The sequence below is a fragment of the Bradyrhizobium sp. AZCC 1578 genome (assembly GCF_036924675.1).
GTDB lineage: Bacteria > Pseudomonadota > Alphaproteobacteria > Rhizobiales > Xanthobacteraceae > Bradyrhizobium.
Map to the genome: position 1 here is coordinate 2,864,346 of NZ_JAZHRZ010000001.1, position 16,239 is coordinate 2,880,584.

Annotated in this window: 11 protein-coding genes and 2 pseudogenes; 9 read left to right on the top strand and 4 right to left on the bottom strand. The window is 60.9% G+C overall.

Features of this window, described 5'->3' with window-relative positions; genetic code table 11:
- Positions 1 to 270: 270 nt before the first annotated feature.
- Positions 271 to 3,447 carry an alpha/beta fold hydrolase gene (locus tag V1290_RS13765; protein ID WP_334364911.1) on the top strand — a complete coding sequence of 1,059 codons (3,177 nt, stop codon included), beginning with the start codon at positions 271 to 273 and terminating at the stop codon, positions 3,445 to 3,447.
- Between the two features lie 878 nt (positions 3,448 to 4,325).
- On the opposite strand, the pseudogene V1290_RS13770 reads toward V1290_RS13765, so the two are convergent.
- Positions 4,326 to 4,606 (bottom strand): annotated as a pseudogene (locus V1290_RS13770) (hypothetical protein); the annotation flags it as partial.
- Here V1290_RS13770 and V1290_RS13775 point away from each other — a divergent pair.
- The 8 genes and pseudogenes from V1290_RS13775 (at position 4,557) to V1290_RS13810 (ending at position 12,737) form a co-directional block, all read left to right on the top strand.
- Positions 4,557 to 5,192 (top strand): amidase family protein, encoded by a 636-nt coding sequence (locus V1290_RS13775; RefSeq protein WP_334364912.1) that lies wholly within the window; start codon positions 4,557 to 4,559, stop codon positions 5,190 to 5,192. The pseudogene V1290_RS13770 and the gene V1290_RS13775 sit on opposite strands and share 50 nt — an antisense overlap.
- Positions 5,167 to 6,144 carry a protease modulator HflC gene (gene hflC / locus V1290_RS13780; RefSeq protein ID WP_334364914.1) on the top strand — a complete coding sequence of 326 codons (978 nt, stop codon included), beginning with the start codon at positions 5,167 to 5,169 and terminating at the stop codon, positions 6,142 to 6,144. Before V1290_RS13775 ends, hflC (V1290_RS13780) begins: the two co-directional genes overlap by 26 nt.
- 35 nt (positions 6,145 to 6,179) lie before the next feature.
- A complete protein-coding gene (locus tag V1290_RS13785; protein WP_334364916.1) occupies positions 6,180 to 7,214 on the top strand; it encodes an acetamidase/formamidase family protein in 1,035 nt (344 codons plus the stop codon).
- Between the two features lie 43 nt (positions 7,215 to 7,257).
- Positions 7,258 to 7,869 (top strand): annotated as a pseudogene (locus tag V1290_RS13790) (cation transporter); the annotation flags it as partial.
- A gap of 87 nt (positions 7,870 to 7,956) precedes the next feature.
- Entirely contained in the window at positions 7,957 to 8,991 is a 1,035-nt protein-coding gene (hflK, locus tag V1290_RS13795; protein WP_334369016.1) for an FtsH protease activity modulator HflK, read from the top strand.
- Positions 8,992 to 9,016: 25 nt separating this feature from the next.
- Positions 9,017 to 10,021: a protease modulator HflC gene (gene hflC / locus V1290_RS13800; RefSeq protein WP_334364917.1), complete on the top strand. Its 1,005-nt coding sequence runs from the start codon at positions 9,017 to 9,019 to the stop codon at positions 10,019 to 10,021.
- Positions 10,018 to 10,989, top strand: a complete 972-nt coding sequence (gene hflK, locus V1290_RS13805) for an FtsH protease activity modulator HflK (RefSeq protein WP_334364918.1) — start codon at positions 10,018 to 10,020, stop codon at positions 10,987 to 10,989. Before hflC (V1290_RS13800) ends, hflK (V1290_RS13805) begins: the two co-directional genes overlap by 4 nt.
- Before the next feature lie 1,259 nt (positions 10,990 to 12,248).
- Complete coding sequence (locus V1290_RS13810; RefSeq protein WP_334364919.1) at positions 12,249 to 12,737, top strand: hypothetical protein; 489 nt, start codon at positions 12,249 to 12,251, stop codon at positions 12,735 to 12,737.
- Between the two features lie 98 nt (positions 12,738 to 12,835).
- Here the strand turns inward: V1290_RS13810 and V1290_RS13815 are convergent, their stop codons facing one another.
- From V1290_RS13815 to V1290_RS13825, 3 genes are all read right to left on the bottom strand, one after another.
- Positions 12,836 to 13,456, bottom strand: coding sequence for a response regulator transcription factor (locus V1290_RS13815; RefSeq protein WP_334364920.1), 621 nt, complete (start codon positions 13,454 to 13,456; stop codon positions 12,836 to 12,838).
- A 321-nt stretch (positions 13,457 to 13,777) separates the two neighbouring features.
- Complete coding sequence (locus V1290_RS13820) at positions 13,778 to 15,334, bottom strand: winged helix-turn-helix domain-containing tetratricopeptide repeat protein (protein ID WP_334364921.1); 1,557 nt, start codon at positions 15,332 to 15,334, stop codon at positions 13,778 to 13,780.
- 556 nt (positions 15,335 to 15,890) lie between these two features.
- Positions 15,891 to 16,229, bottom strand: a complete 339-nt coding sequence (locus V1290_RS13825) for a c-type cytochrome (protein WP_334364922.1) — start codon at positions 16,227 to 16,229, stop codon at positions 15,891 to 15,893.
- Between the last annotated feature and the right edge of the window lie 10 nt (positions 16,230 to 16,239).

Below are 16,239 nucleotides of genomic sequence, written 5' to 3' on the forward strand. Positions count from 1 at the left end.
CCACAGCGGGAGAAGCTCGTCAGTGAGATCGTGAGGGTGAGCGTCGTTCGCTGGGAGTCCTCACGGGTTCGCTCCAGGGTTGGTTCGCGGGTTCCAGCGTTTCACGGGCCAAAAAAACGTGTCTCCCCCCATGGGGTGGGGTAAACTGGCGATCTCATTCTGGTGCGACGGTCTGATCCGCGAGCGGCTCGACCGACGGCGCACGGCTAACGTAGCAGCCGACGTGGTGTTAGCCAGTGGATGAGTGCGGCCAAGTGTGCGGTGAATGGCATGGATATCTCTGCCTGGCTGCGCGGCCTCGGCCTGGAACGCTACGAGCAGGCATTCCGGGAAAACGCGATCGACGAGGCAATCCTGCCCAAGCTGAGCGCCGAGGATCTCAGAGACCTCGGCGTGACGGCTGTTGGCCATCGCCGTATTCTCCTTGATGCGATCGCCGCGTTGCGAGCCGAGACGTTTGGCGACACGACGAAACATCCGGTCGAGCTCGACCGCTTCGGCGGCAAGGCTCCCGAAGCCGAACGGCGCCAGCTCACGGTCATGTTCGCCGATCTCGTCGGTTCCACGGCATTGTCAGCGCGGCTCGATCCGGAGGAGCTGCGCGACATTATCGGCGCGTATCACCGCCGTTGCGCCGACGTAATCACAAGGTCCGGCGGCTTTGTTGCCAAGTACCTGGGTGATGGCGTCCTCGCCTATTTCGGTTGGCCAAGGGCTCACGAGGACGCAGCGGATCGAGCCGTGCGCGCTAGCCTTAACATGGTCAAGGCAGTAGCGAGTTTGAAAATCCCGGTGGGCCAGCCGCTAGCGGTAAGGGTTGGCATCGCGACGGGCGTTGTGGTTGTGGGCGATCTCCTTGGCGAGGGCGCGGCGCGAGAGCAGGCGGTCATCGGCGATGTCCCGAACGTGGCGGCGCGCCTGCAGCAGCTCGCCGAGCCTGGCACGGTTGTCATTGCCGAGACCACTAGGCGCCTGCTCGCGGCCGGGTTCGACCTCAAGGATCTTGGCCCAGCATCGTTGCGCGGCTTTGCCGATCCGATTCGCGCATGGCTGGTGACCGGCGAGGGCAACCTGAGAGCTCGGTTTGAGGTCCGGCAGACCGCTGGCCTGACGCCACTCGTTGGACGCGAGCACGAAGTCGCACTCCTCCTTGCGCGTTGGAACCTGGCTCGCGAAGGTGAAGGGCACGTCGTGCTGCTGGCGGGAGAGCCGGGCGTCGGTAAGTCGCGGATCGTCTCGGCTCTACTGGAACAGCTTGGCGATGATACGCACATTCCTCTGCTATACCAGTGCTCGCCACAGCATGTGGGCAGCGCGCTGCATCCAGTCATTGTCCGTTTTGAGTACGCGGCCGGGTTCCAGCGCGAGGACAGTGGCGAAGTGCGGCTCGACAAACTGGAAAATCTGCTCGAACGAGAAGGTGGAGATTCGGCTGCAAGCCTGCCAATCATTGCAGCCCTGCTTGGCATTGCGACGAATGGCCGCTACCCGCCTCTGGCTCTCACACCGCAGCAGCGCAAGGAGACGACACTCGAGACCCTTCTCGAATATCTTGGAGAGGCAACGACACGCAAGCCAGTGCTGCTAATCTTTGAGGACTTGCACTGGATTGACCCAAGCTCGCTCGAACTTCTCGAGCTGCTGGTGGACCGGATATCGAGTCTCCCAATGCTGGTGATCCTCACCGCCCGGCCCGAGTTCACGCTGCCCTGGAACTCCCGCGCACCTACCATGGTGCTGACCATCAGCCGTCTGACTCGCTATGAGGCAGCCGCACTGGCCGAACGGATCAGCGGCAAAACCATGCCTCCCGAGGTCCTTTCTCAGATCGTCGACAGGACGGATGGTGTGCCCCTGTTTGTCGAAGAACTGACGCGAACGATGGTCGAATCCGGTCTGCTCAAGGATGCGGGCCACCAATACGCCTTGCGCGGACCGCTGCCGCCGCTCGCCATTCCAGCGACGCTGCAGGACTCGCTTATGGCACGGCTCGATCGACTGGCCGGGATCAAAGAGGTCGCGCAGGTCGCTGCATGCTTGGGACGCGAGTTTACGCACGAGATGCTCGATGCCCTCGCCCTATGGGATGAGAATAGACTCGGTGCGGCACTCGACCAGCTGGCCGACAGCGACCTCATCTTGAGGCACAGAAACCCGCCATCGGCCGCCTATTCATTCCGACATGCGCTGGTTCAAGAAGCCGCCTATCAGTCGCTGCTGAAAAGCAAACGACAAGAGCTACATGCACATATCGCGAAAACGGTGGCGACTAGTTTCCTTGAGATGACTGAATCGCAACCCGAGTGGATTGCTCATCACTACATGGAAGCCGGCATGACCGAGCCCGCAGCCGAGCATTGGCTGAGGGCGGCACAACATGCAAAGGATGCCTATGCCAACCGCGAAGCTGTTGCTCATCTTCGGACGTGCCTGGAGATGATCGACGCACGGTCAGGCGATGATAGCAGTGCAGCCAGCGTAGTGGACTACAAACTGCAAGCGTGGGCACTGCTCGGCGATCTAGCGAGCCTTGCTGGCGACCTCGCGCAAGCGAATCAACACTATGAAGAGGCACTGGCGCTCGCTCACACCTCAGCCGACCGCGCGCGGATCGAGAGTAAGCGGCACCGGCCTCGTACGGCAGAACGCGCCGGTGCCAAGATTGCTTTCTACGAGCATGGTGCTGGACCGCAGACGCTCGTGTTCGTCGCTCCGCTCGCCTATGGGCTGGCTGTCTTCCAGCCGATTGTCGAGCGGCTGGGCCAGGAGTTTCGGATTGTGACGGTCGATGCGAGAGGAGTCGGTGCTTCTGATCCCCTTATCCGTCCCTATCCACTCAGTGAACACGTGAAGGACGTTCGTGCTGTCATTGAAGCGCTTGGTTGCAGGCCGGTTGTCGGGATTGGGCTATCGCGCGGCTCCAACCTCCTATTCAAGCTCGCCCACGCCGAGCCGCGCCTGATCGCAAAGCTCATAACGATTGGCGGGTTACCGGGACCGCTCGGTCCCCCTTTGTTGTCGGACGAGTATCTGAGCTTACACAATTCGTTGGTTGAAAAAGGAGATCTCGAGGGCATTGTCAGAGCCCATACCTCATTTGTGTTCTCTGAACCCGCGACCCGAGAACTTCGAGAGCTCTTTATCCAAAACCGACTTAAGCTGCCGCGCGAGACGATGCTTAGCTTCTTCGATCCCGACCCGACGATTGATGTGACGCCGATCCTCGGCGAGGTGACTCTTCCCGTGCTGGTCACGCATGGCCGCGAGGATCGGCTCATCAAGTTTGAAGCCGCAGAATGGATCACGGCGTTGCTCCCTGATGCAAGAATTTACGCGTTTGAGGGCAAGGGACATCTGCCGCTGTTCACGGCGCCTGACGAGTTCTGCGAGGTGGTGCGCCAGTTCGTGCACACGGGAATCGTCTCGAAATTGGTTGCGGGCATTTGATGTGAGCAATGGTCGCGGTAGGGACGAGGATTTCTCCTCGCCCCCCGCACAGATCCCGGCGTGCGCTGCTAACGCACCGGGCTCCTCCCTCGGGTCAGACGTCGTATGATGAGCGATTTAGTGTCGCTCGTCGTCCGACGTGCAGCCATTATTCGGATCGACGCGGCATTTCGGCTCAGTGTCCGAACCGCGGCCGCCTAACGGCTGTTCCCCTTGGGTGAGGCCCTTCCCTCCACGACTTCCGCCGGGAGTTGCCTCCCGTTGTTCAGTCGCTTCGCAAGTACTATGGCCTCATCCGACTTCTCATCCACGTACATGCTCGGCGTGCGGCTTGTCGCCTTCCCGAGCCGGCCCGGCACACGAGTGCCGGGCATGGATGAGACCTCCCAGGTTCCGCGCAAAGAACTTCTCCACGTGCACAAGGTCTCCGACTGCGCGAGGTTCTTCCCATGCAAGCCATTCGCCATGGGACGATGTTGGCTTCTCTTCAACGGAATGAGATCGGCACCTCGGAATTAGACCCGTTTCGCAGCTCAATACTTGGCCCGTGGCCTCCCCTGTGAACGCTTCACGGCGGCCCTCGCGGGACGCCGCGCATCACTCGGGGTCGGGGCGGATGGCTAGTCCTTACCCCATGGGGGACTTTCACCTCCTATTCTTTGCCAGCTTTCCTGGCGCACTCCGATTTGGGTCAAACTTAGAAGGACTGAGTGCGAGCAAATATTTCCGCTTTGCCTTCGAACTCGGACATTGCCAGCTGAAGTCGGCACTTCGCATTTGGGGCAAGACCGGAATCGGTCAGCTCGTGGCCGTTTGCGGCGGGACGATACCGAGCAAAAATGATACTGAGCGATCAGGCGCGCGCCATCGCATCAGACCTATTTCAAACGGACCGTTACGCGGCCCACGGCAGCCGACACTTCAGCGCCGACCTTTGGGCGCTGAGCTGCAAGATCACGCCATTGGCATTCTGCAATTGAACGCCTCCAGCCCCAGCCGCACCACCGGCTCTGATCGCTGAAATTGCCATCAAACGAAGCCGGGCTACTCAGATTGAGGGCCCGTCCGACCAGCTTAGTTGTCGAGGCTCCGATCGTGAACCGACGCTCATGCCCGATACGGTGAATGGACAGCGCTTGCCTCGGAAGGTCAGCTCGCCTCGCCGCCGCCACGATCTCAGCCGCGACGATCTGAGGTCGTCCGCAACCTCATGGACGGTGGCTCGCGTGGTACCGTCGCCTGATCAGTTCGCGGAGCCGACATGGGCGGAGAAGTACCCACGGGACGCGGGGTTCCGTCCACCCACCTCGGACAATCGGCTCAACGTTCGGTACTGGAGGTGCTCGATCGAGGGCGCAACGTCGGGGGCCCTCGCAGGCAAGAAAATCGCCAGCAAAGAGAATGTGTGCGTCGCCGGCATTCCGATGATGAAGGGTTCCAATGTGCTCGAGGGCTACGTCCCCGACGTGGACGCGACCATTGTGACCCGCATCCTCGATGCCGGTGGGAGATCGTCGGCACCAGGCCTATTGCTCGTAACGCCGGCGGCGCCGCCCAGCTTCTCGAGGTGCTCGCCGGAGACCGACGGCCTCGACCCGCGCCAACCGGCAGGACTACGTACGGAGGCCTATACAAGCAGCTCACCGGAGACAAATGCCTTGACCACCCGCAGCACGCCCTACAGAATGAGAAAAGCCCAGCTCGTTAGGCAAATGAGCAATGGCCCGCTCAAGCTCAAAGCCTAGGCAAGCTATTCTGGCCGCCGCGGGAGTGCTTGGCGCTGTCGTGGCGACCACGTTATGTCTTTTCTCCGTTGGCGATGGGGAGCGGGCCGTTGTCACGTCGTTCGGAAGGCCGGTGCAGGTAGTCACCACGCCGGGTCTCGGCGTGAAGCTGCCCTACGAAAGCGTGACCAAGTTCGACGGCCGGCTTTTTGTTTACCAGCCCCCACTGGGCGAATTCCTGACGCTTGAGAAGACTGCCGTGACGGCAGCGGGCGCCGTCATGTGGCGCATAGCCGAGCCGAAACGTTTCTTTGAGACGGTTCTCAACAAGGCGGGTGCGGAATCGCGCTTGGGCGACATCCTCTCTGCTGAGCTTGGCGCCGCCATCGGCCGAAGTCCGCTCGCTGACTTTGTCTCAGCTGAAGCCTATCGAGCAGAGGCCTTGCTCGCCGAGGTCGCGGCAAAGTGCCGGAATGTTGCGCTTCGAGACTACGGCATCGAAGTCCTTGACGTGCAGCTGTTGCGCTTTGATTTCCCTAAGCGCAACCGGCTCACGGTCTACGCTCGCATGCGCTCCGAGCGCGCCGCAATCAGCATGCGCTACCGCTCTGAGGGCGAGGAAGAAGGCCTCAAGATCCGTTCCGCGGCTCAGGGCGAGAAGACGAGCATTCTAGCCGAGGCCTTCAAGGTCGCCCAGCGGCACCGCGGCGCTGGCGAAGCAGAGGCCGCCCGCATCTACGCCGACTCGCTCCGCGAGGCACCGCAGTTCTACGCGCTGCGGCGGACGCTCGACGCATCGCGCAAGTTCGTCAAGGAGGGCACGACGATGGTGTTGCCGGCGAACTCCGATCTCTTCGGCCTGCTGTACGACAGCGGCTTCTATGAGCGCGCCAAGCGGCCGGCAACCTTGCCCGAGAGTGCGAAAGGAAACGCCCATGAGATGACCAGCGGAAATCTTACGCCGCCTCCATAGCAACAATCTACGCTGCCAACACAGGAGGAATTTCTATGATTCGAATGAACGAGCAGTCGGCACGAGCGGCCATCGTGGCTCTATCTTCGGCACTCGTAGTTATTGGGGTCGCGCCTGCCTCGGCCGCGGAAGTCCGCTATGACCCGGGAGACACAGTTTACTTCACCTATTGCCATGCGCATCCGCCGGCGATCCGCATCAGGCCAGGCGACACGGTGATCACAAGGACCAAGGACGCGGCGAACGACGTCTTCCAGCCGGCCGACAAGACGGTGTTTCCGAGACTCGACCTTACCAGAGTCAACCCGCAGACCGGGCCATTCTTCATCGAGGGCGCCGAGCCCGGCGATACGCTCGTCGTGCGTATCGACAGGATCGGCCTCAACAGAGACTGGGGCTGGGGAGCTTCGATCCCCTACTTCGGAGCATTGGCGCCCGAATACAAGACGGCGATGATAACCGACCCGGTGCCGGACCGGCTCTTTATCTGGCGGCTCGACAGATCGAGAATGGTCGGTGTGCTCGACCTGCCCAACAGCAAGATCGGCAAAGTCGAGGTCCCGTTGCGGCCATTCTTCGGGACAATCGGCACCGCACCTGCTGGCAAGGAATGCATCAGCTCGCTGATACCCGGCCCTCATGGCGCGAACATGGACTTCAATGAGGTCGTTGAGGGTGTGACGATGTCTTTCCCGGTGTTCGAGCCGGGTGCGCTCTTCATGCTGGGCGACGGGCACGCCGCGCAGGGTGACGGCGAGGTGGACGGCGCCGCTATCGAGACCTCGTTTGACGTCACCTTCACGGTGAATCTCATCAAGGGAAAAAAGATCAACTGGCCCCGGCTCGAGAACGACAGAATGATCATGTCGATCGGCAGCACGCGGCCGTTGATCGATGCGCTGCGGATCGCCTGCGTCGATCTCGTCAACTGGCTGGTGCAGGATTACGGCTACGACAAGATCGAGGCGGTTCAGCTTCTAGGCCAAGCAGCGCAGCTCGAGATCGCCAACGTTGTCGATCCACAGTACTCCGTGGCTTGTCAACTCGACAAGCGCTACCTGCCGCGGTGAGGTTGCACTAAATGGAGACTTCAGGAAGCGTAGGGCTCTGAACATGGGCGTAGCCTGTTGCGGAGAAGGCGCCACCTTCGAAGGCTTGTCGGCTGATTACAAGCGGCGGCTTTGGATCGTCATTGCGATCAACGCCGCGATGTTCCTGGTGGAAATAGGCGCCGGCGCACTCGCCGGCTCGCAAGCGCTGCAGGCCGATGCTCTCGACTTTCTGGGCGACGCGGCGACCTACGGTATCAGCCTCGCGGTCATTGGTGCATCCGTTCGGGTCCGGGCGCGTGCGGCCTTTGTGAAAGGCGTCAGCCTCACGCTGGTGGGCTTGTGGGTGTTTGGGGCGACCGCTTATCACGTGCTTGTGCTCGGTGTGCCCCGCGCCGAGATCATGGGCGCCATCGGCTTCCTGGCTCTCGCTGCCAACGTGGCTAGCGTCGTCATCCTCGTGCGCTACAAGGATGGCGACGCCAACGTGCGGTCCGTGTGGCTTTGCTCGCGTAACGATGCGATCGGCAACGTCGCCGTGATGCTCGCTGCGCTCGGCGTTTGGGCAACCGCGACCAAGTGGCCCGACCTGATCGTGGCCGCCATCATGGCGGGATTGTTCCTGTGGTCATCCGCTCAAATCCTGCGACAGGCGGTGCGTGAGCTCCGGACCGGGGAAATCTCGCTCCACACGCACGTGCCGCATACGCACGCGCCGCCGGAGTGGGTCCGGCTGCGCGACAGGTTTGCGGCCGCGACCCGCGTGTTTGTTACTGACACCCGCGTTAAGATCGCGGCATTGGCAAGCCTGGTCCTCCTCTGGCTCGCAAGCGGCTTCTTTACCATCCAGTCCGGGGAGATCGGCCTGCGCCTCCGGTTTGCTCGCATCATCGCGGCCGACCTCGGCCCAGGCCTACACTACCGCCTGCCCTGGCCGATCGAGACGCACCGTCTCGTCGAAACCGAACGCACGCGGAGTGCAGAGCTCGGTTTCCGCAGTCAGGCGGACGAGAGCTTGACGGCGCGCTCACTCGCCCGCGAGCGGCTCACAGTGGGCGGGCCCTCGAATCCAGTGCCGGAGGCGATCAAGGCCAAGGGGCCCTGGTTTCAGCGCGAGGTGCTGGAGGGCGAGTCCTTTCTCCTGACCGGTGATGCCAACCTCATCGATCTTCGGTCAACCGTGCAGTACCGCGTCAAGGATCCGGTGGCCTACGTCACAAACCTGGCGGAGCCTGAGGCGCTCGTCCGGAGCGTTGCTCGAGCAGCGCTGCGTAGCGCTATTGCCACTCAGCGAATCGATGCGTTGCTAACAAAAGCCAGAGCCGAGGTCGAGGCGCGACTGCATGAGTTCGTTCAGGCGCGCCTAGACGGTCTGAACGCCGGCATCGCGCTCGTCTCGGTGCGCTTGGTTTACGTGCATTCGCCCCAGGAGGCACACGACGCCGAGCGGGACGTGGCTAGTGCACAGGAGGACAAGCTGCGCACGATTAACCGGGCCAAGGGGTTCGCCGCCGAGGAGGTAAACGAGGCGAAAGGGGAAGCCGCGGCGACGGTCGAGGGTGCCCTCGCCGTCCAGGAGGAACACGTCCGCCGCGCTCGCGGCGAGGCGCTAGCGTTCAGTCTACAGGTCGAGGCGTTTCGGCAAGCGCCCGAATTGGCCGCATTCCGCTTGCAGATGGAGACGATCGAGGACGTGTTGCCGAAGGTGCACAAGCTTGTCCGGCCGAAGGCGAGTGCTATCAAAGACTTCGACCTTTGGCTCCTTGAGCCTCCGATCAGCGCCGGCGGCAACCGATGAAGACAGCTCACCCTGGAGTTGGCAGATGAGCCGCGCGGATGGCAGACGAAGGGTAGCGCTCCGGGTGCTGACGCCTGCCGCTATCGCCGTGCTGGTGCTGTCGGTCCTTGCGAGCCTCTTCACGTTAGATATCACTGAGCACGGGATGGTTACGCGTTTCGGCCGGATCGTGCAACTCGTTGAAGAGCCGGGCCTAGGCTTCAAATTGCCCTTCGAGCGCGTGCAGCGGTTCGACAAGCGCCTCCTATACTTGAGCACTCGGCCCGTTGAGTACGTCACGGCGGACAGGAAGAACGTGTCCGTTGCCACGCTCGCTACCTGGCGCATCGCCGAACCGACGCGCTTCCTCGCGACGCTTGCCACGCGCGGCGATGCCGAGCAGCGGCTTACGGAGGCTATCGTCGGTGAAGTCGGCGCAGTGCTCGGCCGCCATAGCTTCGCCTCCCTCATCGCGCCGCATCCTTCGGAGAGCCGGTTCGAGGCGATAGTCGCGGAGGTACGTGCCGGCGTTCAGGCTCTTGTCGCGCCCGCCTACGGTATCGATGTGATCGATCTCGGTGTGCGAGAACTCGCCCTGCCTCAGCAGAACCGGCAGAGCGTCTTCGAGCGGATGAAAGCGGAGCGGGCCCGCATCACCATGCAACTGCGCTCCGACGGGAAGGCCGAGTCGAGGCGGATCATCGCCGAAGCTGATCGGCAGAAGGCACGCATCCTCGCCGAGGCCAACGAACATGCAAGGCGACTCGACGGCGAGGGGGAGGCTGAGGCGATGCGTGTCTACGCGCGCGAGTTTGGCGCCGATCTACCCTTCTTCAAGCTCGTCCGCACGCTGGAGGCCTATGATCGTATCCTCGACGACAAGACGACCCTGTTCCTGCCGGCCGAGTCCGAACTCCTGCAGATGCTGCAACCTAGCGCATCGGTCGCGCGGGATCTTAACGCGCCGCCCAAGGCTCGTCCCAGGAATGGCGAGACCGTGGGCGTTGGTGTCGAAGGTCAGCAGCCATCCGCACGCGGGGAATCGCCATGATGGCCGGCCACGAAGACATGGTGCCGCAGGACCACGCGGAAAGCGCCCCCAGACGTCCGCGCTGGCGCTCTCACGCGCTCCGGGGCGGTATCGTCTTCTTGCTCCTGCTGATCGCGGCCTACTTCGCCACGGGCTTCCATCTCGTCGCAACGGACGAGCAAGCTTTGGCGCGCCGCCTCGGCGCGCCCCATGCCCGCCTGGGCCCCGGCATGCACTGGCGTTTCCCCTGGCCCGTCGACCGGGTCGACGTGCTTAAGACCACAAGTGTCTCGAAAGTCGGCGTGGGCTTCGCTTTGCACGAGGGCGAGCAGGAGACCGTGGTTGGGATGGAGCTGCTGACTGGTGACACGAACATCCTAAGCATCGCGCTCGTGCTACAATACGTGATACGCGATCCTGCCGACTTCCTGCTGCATGTCGAGGACACAAGAGCGCTGATCGGCGGGCTTGCCGAAAGTGTGCTCACCGAGGTTTTGGCCGGCATGTCAGTTGACGAGGTCTTGACCACAGGCCGGCCTGCCATCCAGGACAGGGTGAAGATACAGACTCAGGAGCTCCTCGATCGCTACCGAAGCGGCGTTCAGATCACCGCTTCCAGCATCATGGCTGTGACGCTTGACGCGGCGGTGGCACAGGCTTTTCAAGACGTGGCGGACGCCATGGCCGATCGCGAGCGCTCACGCAACGAGGCGCGGGTCTATGCGGCCAACCTCCTGCCTAGGGCTCGCGGGGAGGCGCACACATTGGTCCAGGCAGCACAGAGCCGGCGTGAGCAGCGCATCGCACAAGCCATAGGCACGACCACCCGCCTCAAAGCTTTACAGCAAGAGTACGCGAAGGCCCCCGAGCTCACGCGCACCCGCCTCTATCTTGAAGCCATGGAGAAGACTGTGCCCAGAGTGAAAGCCTACATCCTAGACACGGAGGATGGACAGGCTCCGGTCAACCTGCGAGTGAGAGGGCGGTAGATTCTGTCCAGGTACTGCGGAGATTGTGCTCGGTGGTGTCGAACCGCCGCGCGTGGCGATGCCGCTGTGCCGCCCTGGCTGGCGGGGATCAAATGCAATTCGACCAATTGAAACGACGCCAGTCATAACAGGTTTGTAAAATCGTTCCAGTACCTCCTGACTGATCTCCACCAATTCGATATCCTGCAATCCGGGTCAGCCGTTGGCGGGGTGGTCCCATGGTCGCGGTAGGGACGAGAATTTCTCCTCGCCCCCCGCACAGATCCCGGCGTGCGCTGCTAACGCACCGGGCTCCTCCCTCGGGTCGGACGTCGTGCGATGAACGATTGGTCGCGCTCATCGGTCGACGCGCAGCCATTATTCGGATCGACGCGGCATTTCGGCTCAGTGTCCGAACCGCGGCCGCCTAACGGCTGTTCCCCTTGGGTGAGGCCCTTCCCTCCACGACTTCCGCCGAGAGTTGCCTCCCGTTGTTCAGTCGCTTCGCAGGTACTATGGCCTCATCCGACTTCTCATCCACGTACATGCTCGGCGTGCGGCTTGTCGCCTTCCCGAGCCGGCCCGGCCCACGAGGCCGGGCATGGATGAGACCTCCCAGGTTCCGCGCAAAGAACTTCTCCACGTGCACAAGGTCTCCGACTGCGCGAGGTTCTTCCCATGCGAGCCATTCGCCATGGGACGATGTTGCCTTCTCTTTCTCAGAATAAGATCGGCACCTCGGAATTAGACCCGTTTCGCAGCTCAATACTTGGCCCGTGGTCTCCCCTGTGAACGCTTCACGTCGGCCCTCGCGGGACGCCGCGCATCACTCGGGGTCGGGGTGGTTGGCTAGACCTTCCCCGTGGGGGACTCTCACCTCCTATTCTTTGCCAGCTTTCCTGGCGCACTCCGAGTTTGGGTCAATGGCGCCGTTCTGACGCTCGGCCGAACACTTCCGGTCTGCCCCGATGAGCGGACTTCTTCGGAGGGCCTTGGCAGGTCTCAGAAGGGCCAACTCCGGACTCATGCACCGCTGCAAACTACGCCCTCATTGGATCATGTCGTCGGCGCGGCTAACGCATGCGACGGGAGGCTCTGGGTGGAGCGCTGACAGTGTCTCCAAAATTATGAAGCGTCCAGGTCGAGTTACCTCGACCACCTTGTCGGTGAGCCGTAGGTCGCGGCAGTGGCGGCCTTGATGTGGGTCAATTGACAAATGCCGAAACGGCAATGAAAGTCGAACCTCGTTTGTCACATCAACGACGATAGGCAGTATTGGCATGGTCGAGGGATGGACCGGTACTATCGACGTCGCCGTGACGGAAGGCTATGTCAGTTACGTTGCCACGGGCGACGATCCCGACGCTCACGGCGTTGCAGAAATTTCGGGTAACGCGTCCTTGTTACGCCTTTCCGACGCAGAACCATCAAAATTCCAGATATCGCTAGCAATCCATGGCATGTCGGCATCGCAAACAAAGCGCGAAGCGGATCAGAACGAAAGGCCATGGCCGGATGTGATGAACGAAATAACAAACAATGACGACGTCATCGGCATTCTGTTCAAGACCGGGGTCAAGGAATTTGAGTTGCGCCGGGGGTATCTGTATCTACACCCCGCTCAATTTGACAAACTCATGGGCAATCTGACGACCGGCATGGAAATAAGGTTCTATACTCGACAGGGCGTCCAGTCCGAGTGCGACCTGATATTCAAGGTTGAGGTTTACACACAGAGAATTGAGAGCCCGGCCCTCACTGCACGCTGATGCAGCCGCCTGGCCGAGGGCTAGCTTCCACCATAAAAGATTATTGCGGTCGCACGGACGGTCGGTCGAGTTGGCCCTTGGGCCAATAGGTAGGTCTCCTACTTCGTAAGATTGAGTTTCCCGACCATCCGAACGAGATCGGCTACGGTGCGAACGCCCAGTTTCTGCATCATTCGGCTGCGGTGAACCTTGATCGTCTTCTCGACGGTGCCCAAGTCGCCGGCAATCTGCTTGTTCATGCGTCCCGCGATGACATGCGCTAGAACTTCGCGCTCGCGCGGGGTCAGGGTCCCGATTTTCGCCCGCAGCGATGTCAGGTCGGATTGAAATCTACGCGACTTGGCATCCTCGTCCTCGGCACGCGATAAGGCAGCGAACATATCCTCGTCCCTCACAGGCTTGGTCAGAAAATCGATTGCCCCAGTTTTCATGGCACGCACGCTCATGGGAATGTCTGCTTTTCCGGTGATGAACACGACGGGGCGATGAGAGCCGACCAAAGCCAGCGCGCTTTGAAGCTCGAAACCGTCAAGACCCGGCATCGAAACATCCAGAACGACACAGCCAGGCACCGCCACATCATGCTCTTCGAGGAAAATATGCGGCGAAGAATAAGGCTTCACATCATAGCTCCTAGCGCGGAGCAATCGTGACAGCGCCTTGAGCACTGCGGGATCGTCATCGACAAGATAGACTGTAAATTTCTTCGTCACACGCACATCCAGTCGCACGCGTTTGAAATTGGTAATTCTGCAAATTTGCGCCGCGCCGCCCTAACTTTTTGCTTAAGCGGTTTGCACAATTTCGTGAACAGCGCACGTAAGATGGCGGCCGGCTAGTGCACCGCCATGGCGGTTCATCGGACGAGGCGACTTCCGATATGGGGTCATTCCCGTCATTCTGACCGCCGGCGGATCACTTCCGGTCTACCCTAGGAAACAGACATTCTGGTCGTCCGTCGGCATGTCTCAAAGGGGCCATAACCGGACTTATGCGCCGCAGCAGAGTGCCGCCATTTGATCACCTCTCGGGATGGAGAGCTACTCGGGCAACCCCGCTTTCCGAAGACCCTCAATATACAGCTTCGCCCTTGATCGTTCGCCTGCGAACCGGGCGATCCACGCCGATATGGTAAAGGCGGGATCGAGCTGAAGCAGACGGGCCGCCGCCTCACGGGCCTCCGCATCACGTTCGAGATGGGCGAAAGCGGACGCGAGACAGCGGTGGGCTGGCGCAAAGGAGGGGTTCTGACGTAGGGCTTTCTTCCCTACAGCGATGGCCTCGTCAAACCGACGAAGCTCAATAAAGGCTACCCCAATGCCATGAAGCCTTGAATGTAGATCCTGATCTACCGGGCTCATGCGAATGGCGCGTTCAAAGCTCCGGATCGCTTCCTCCGGCTGCCCCGCTTTTCGGTAGACCCAGCCTCTGCAGTTCCATGCGAGAGATGAATTTGGGTTGAGCGCAACCGCCCGGTCAGCCATTTCGATCTCAGCTTCACTATCGCCGACCATGAATGCCGAAGTTACCGAAGCATCTGCTAGTATTTCCGGGTCACCATCGTCGATGCTTAATGCAAACCGAGAAAGTCGAACTGCTTCCTTCCGGTCGAATTGAGGATCGGCGGAATAGCCGGAAAGGACGTTTTGCCTGTGACAGGCGCCTGCAAGGGCAGCGGCCAAAGCAAACCCCGGGTCTAACTCTAAGGCGCGATGAACCAGCCGGAGCGACTCGGCGACCCCTTCGCGGGTCGTCAGGTAGTTCTGCTGCCTAGCTCGGAGATATAAATCATAGGCCGTTAGGTTTTCCGGTCGCCGCCGCGCCGCCATTGCAATTTCTGTTTGAAACACCTTTGGCTCAACGGCCGAGACAACGGCGACCGTCAATTCGTCCTGTAGAGCAAAAACGTCTGTCAGGTCGCGCTCGAACCTGTCCGCCCAGATGTTTGCCCCTGTAATCGCATCGATCAACTGCCCGGTGATGCGGACTTTCCCTGCTGCCTTGCGCACCGACCCTTCAAGGACATAGCGCACGCCCAGCTCGCGTCCGACCTGCTTCACGTTCACCGCCTTGCCCTTGTAGGTAAAGCTGGAATTGCGGGCGATAACGAAGAGCCATTTGAACCGCGACAGCGCCGCAGTAATCTCCTCAACCATTCCATCGGCGAAGTATTCTTGCTCGGGATCGCCGCTCATGTTTTCGAACGGCAATACCGCGATGGAGGGCTTGTCTGGGAGCGCAAGAGCGCTCTCGGGCGCTTCGTCCGGATTTGGACCCGCAACTTCTCGCGTCTCCCGCACCTGTCCCACGAAACGGAAGCCCTTGCGCGGAAGCGTCTTGATGAGGCGCTGCTCCTCGCCAGTATCGCCGATGGCAGCACGGACAGCATTCAGGCGGGTCGTAAGCGCAGCATCGGACACAATGCGACCATTCCAAACGGCGTTGATAAGGTTGTCCTTGCTGACGACGCGCTCCCTATTTCGGATCAGGTATTCGAGCAGATCGAACACCTGTGGTGTAATGGAAACGACCTCTGCCCCGCGATGCAGTTCGCGCCGGTCGATGTCAAATGCGAACTCCTCGAAGCGATAGCGCAAGTTGCCAACCCCTCAGGGTGTCCTCCCTTCGCAGGAAGGCATCTTCACACCCAAAGAATAAGCCGCTGGTATGAAAAATGTAAACCGATGGTTGGGCGGAATTTGAGCCGTGCCATCTTATTTGACGCAGCGGAGCCGCACTTCCGGTTTGGGTCATTAGCGCCGTTTTGAGTGCCCGCCGGTCACTTCCGGTGTACGCCCGACTCCGGACATGTCGCTACACAGCAATAACTGATGCTTTGTGCCATCAACGGACATGAATTATAAGCAGAACGCGCTCAGGCGGTAGTTGGTCTCGTTATCGTATGATCGCATTTCGCGAAGGGCCGCGAAGAAACGGCGAGGAGGACGTCGCCGGCCGAGCCACAATAAGCGGCGCGGCCCGCTCGGTTGATCGCCGCCGCAGTATGTGTCTGCACATCGGTTTTGAGCGAAGCGCAAGGCCGGCAGGCAACGTGAGCGACCGGCCCCTCCAGCAAAGCAGCCCGAAATCAAGCTCCGAGGGCCAGCCACGACAATTACACTTACACTCGCGACTCCTCCATCCGGATTAAAACTACTTCGGCTGCTGGCTGATCGACATGACGTAGGCGGTAGCCTTCCAAATCTCTTCGTCGCTCAGCACATCGCGCGACGCTGGCATCCGGAGACCGCTCCCCATTCGGCCGTCGGCGATCGATTGGAACACATCTTTAGGGTCAAGGGCGCGGCGGGCGAGGTTGACCCCGCCTTTGCCGTCCTCCCCATGGCAACGTGAACACTGCTTTTGCAAAAACAGATCATGGCCCGCCGCAATCATTGTCGGGTCTTTCAGGTCCGGAACGTTTTCTTGCGGATAGGCGGCGTCACCAAGGAAAATGCAGGCAATCGCTATCGGCACCAGATTGTACATCATGGAACTAGTC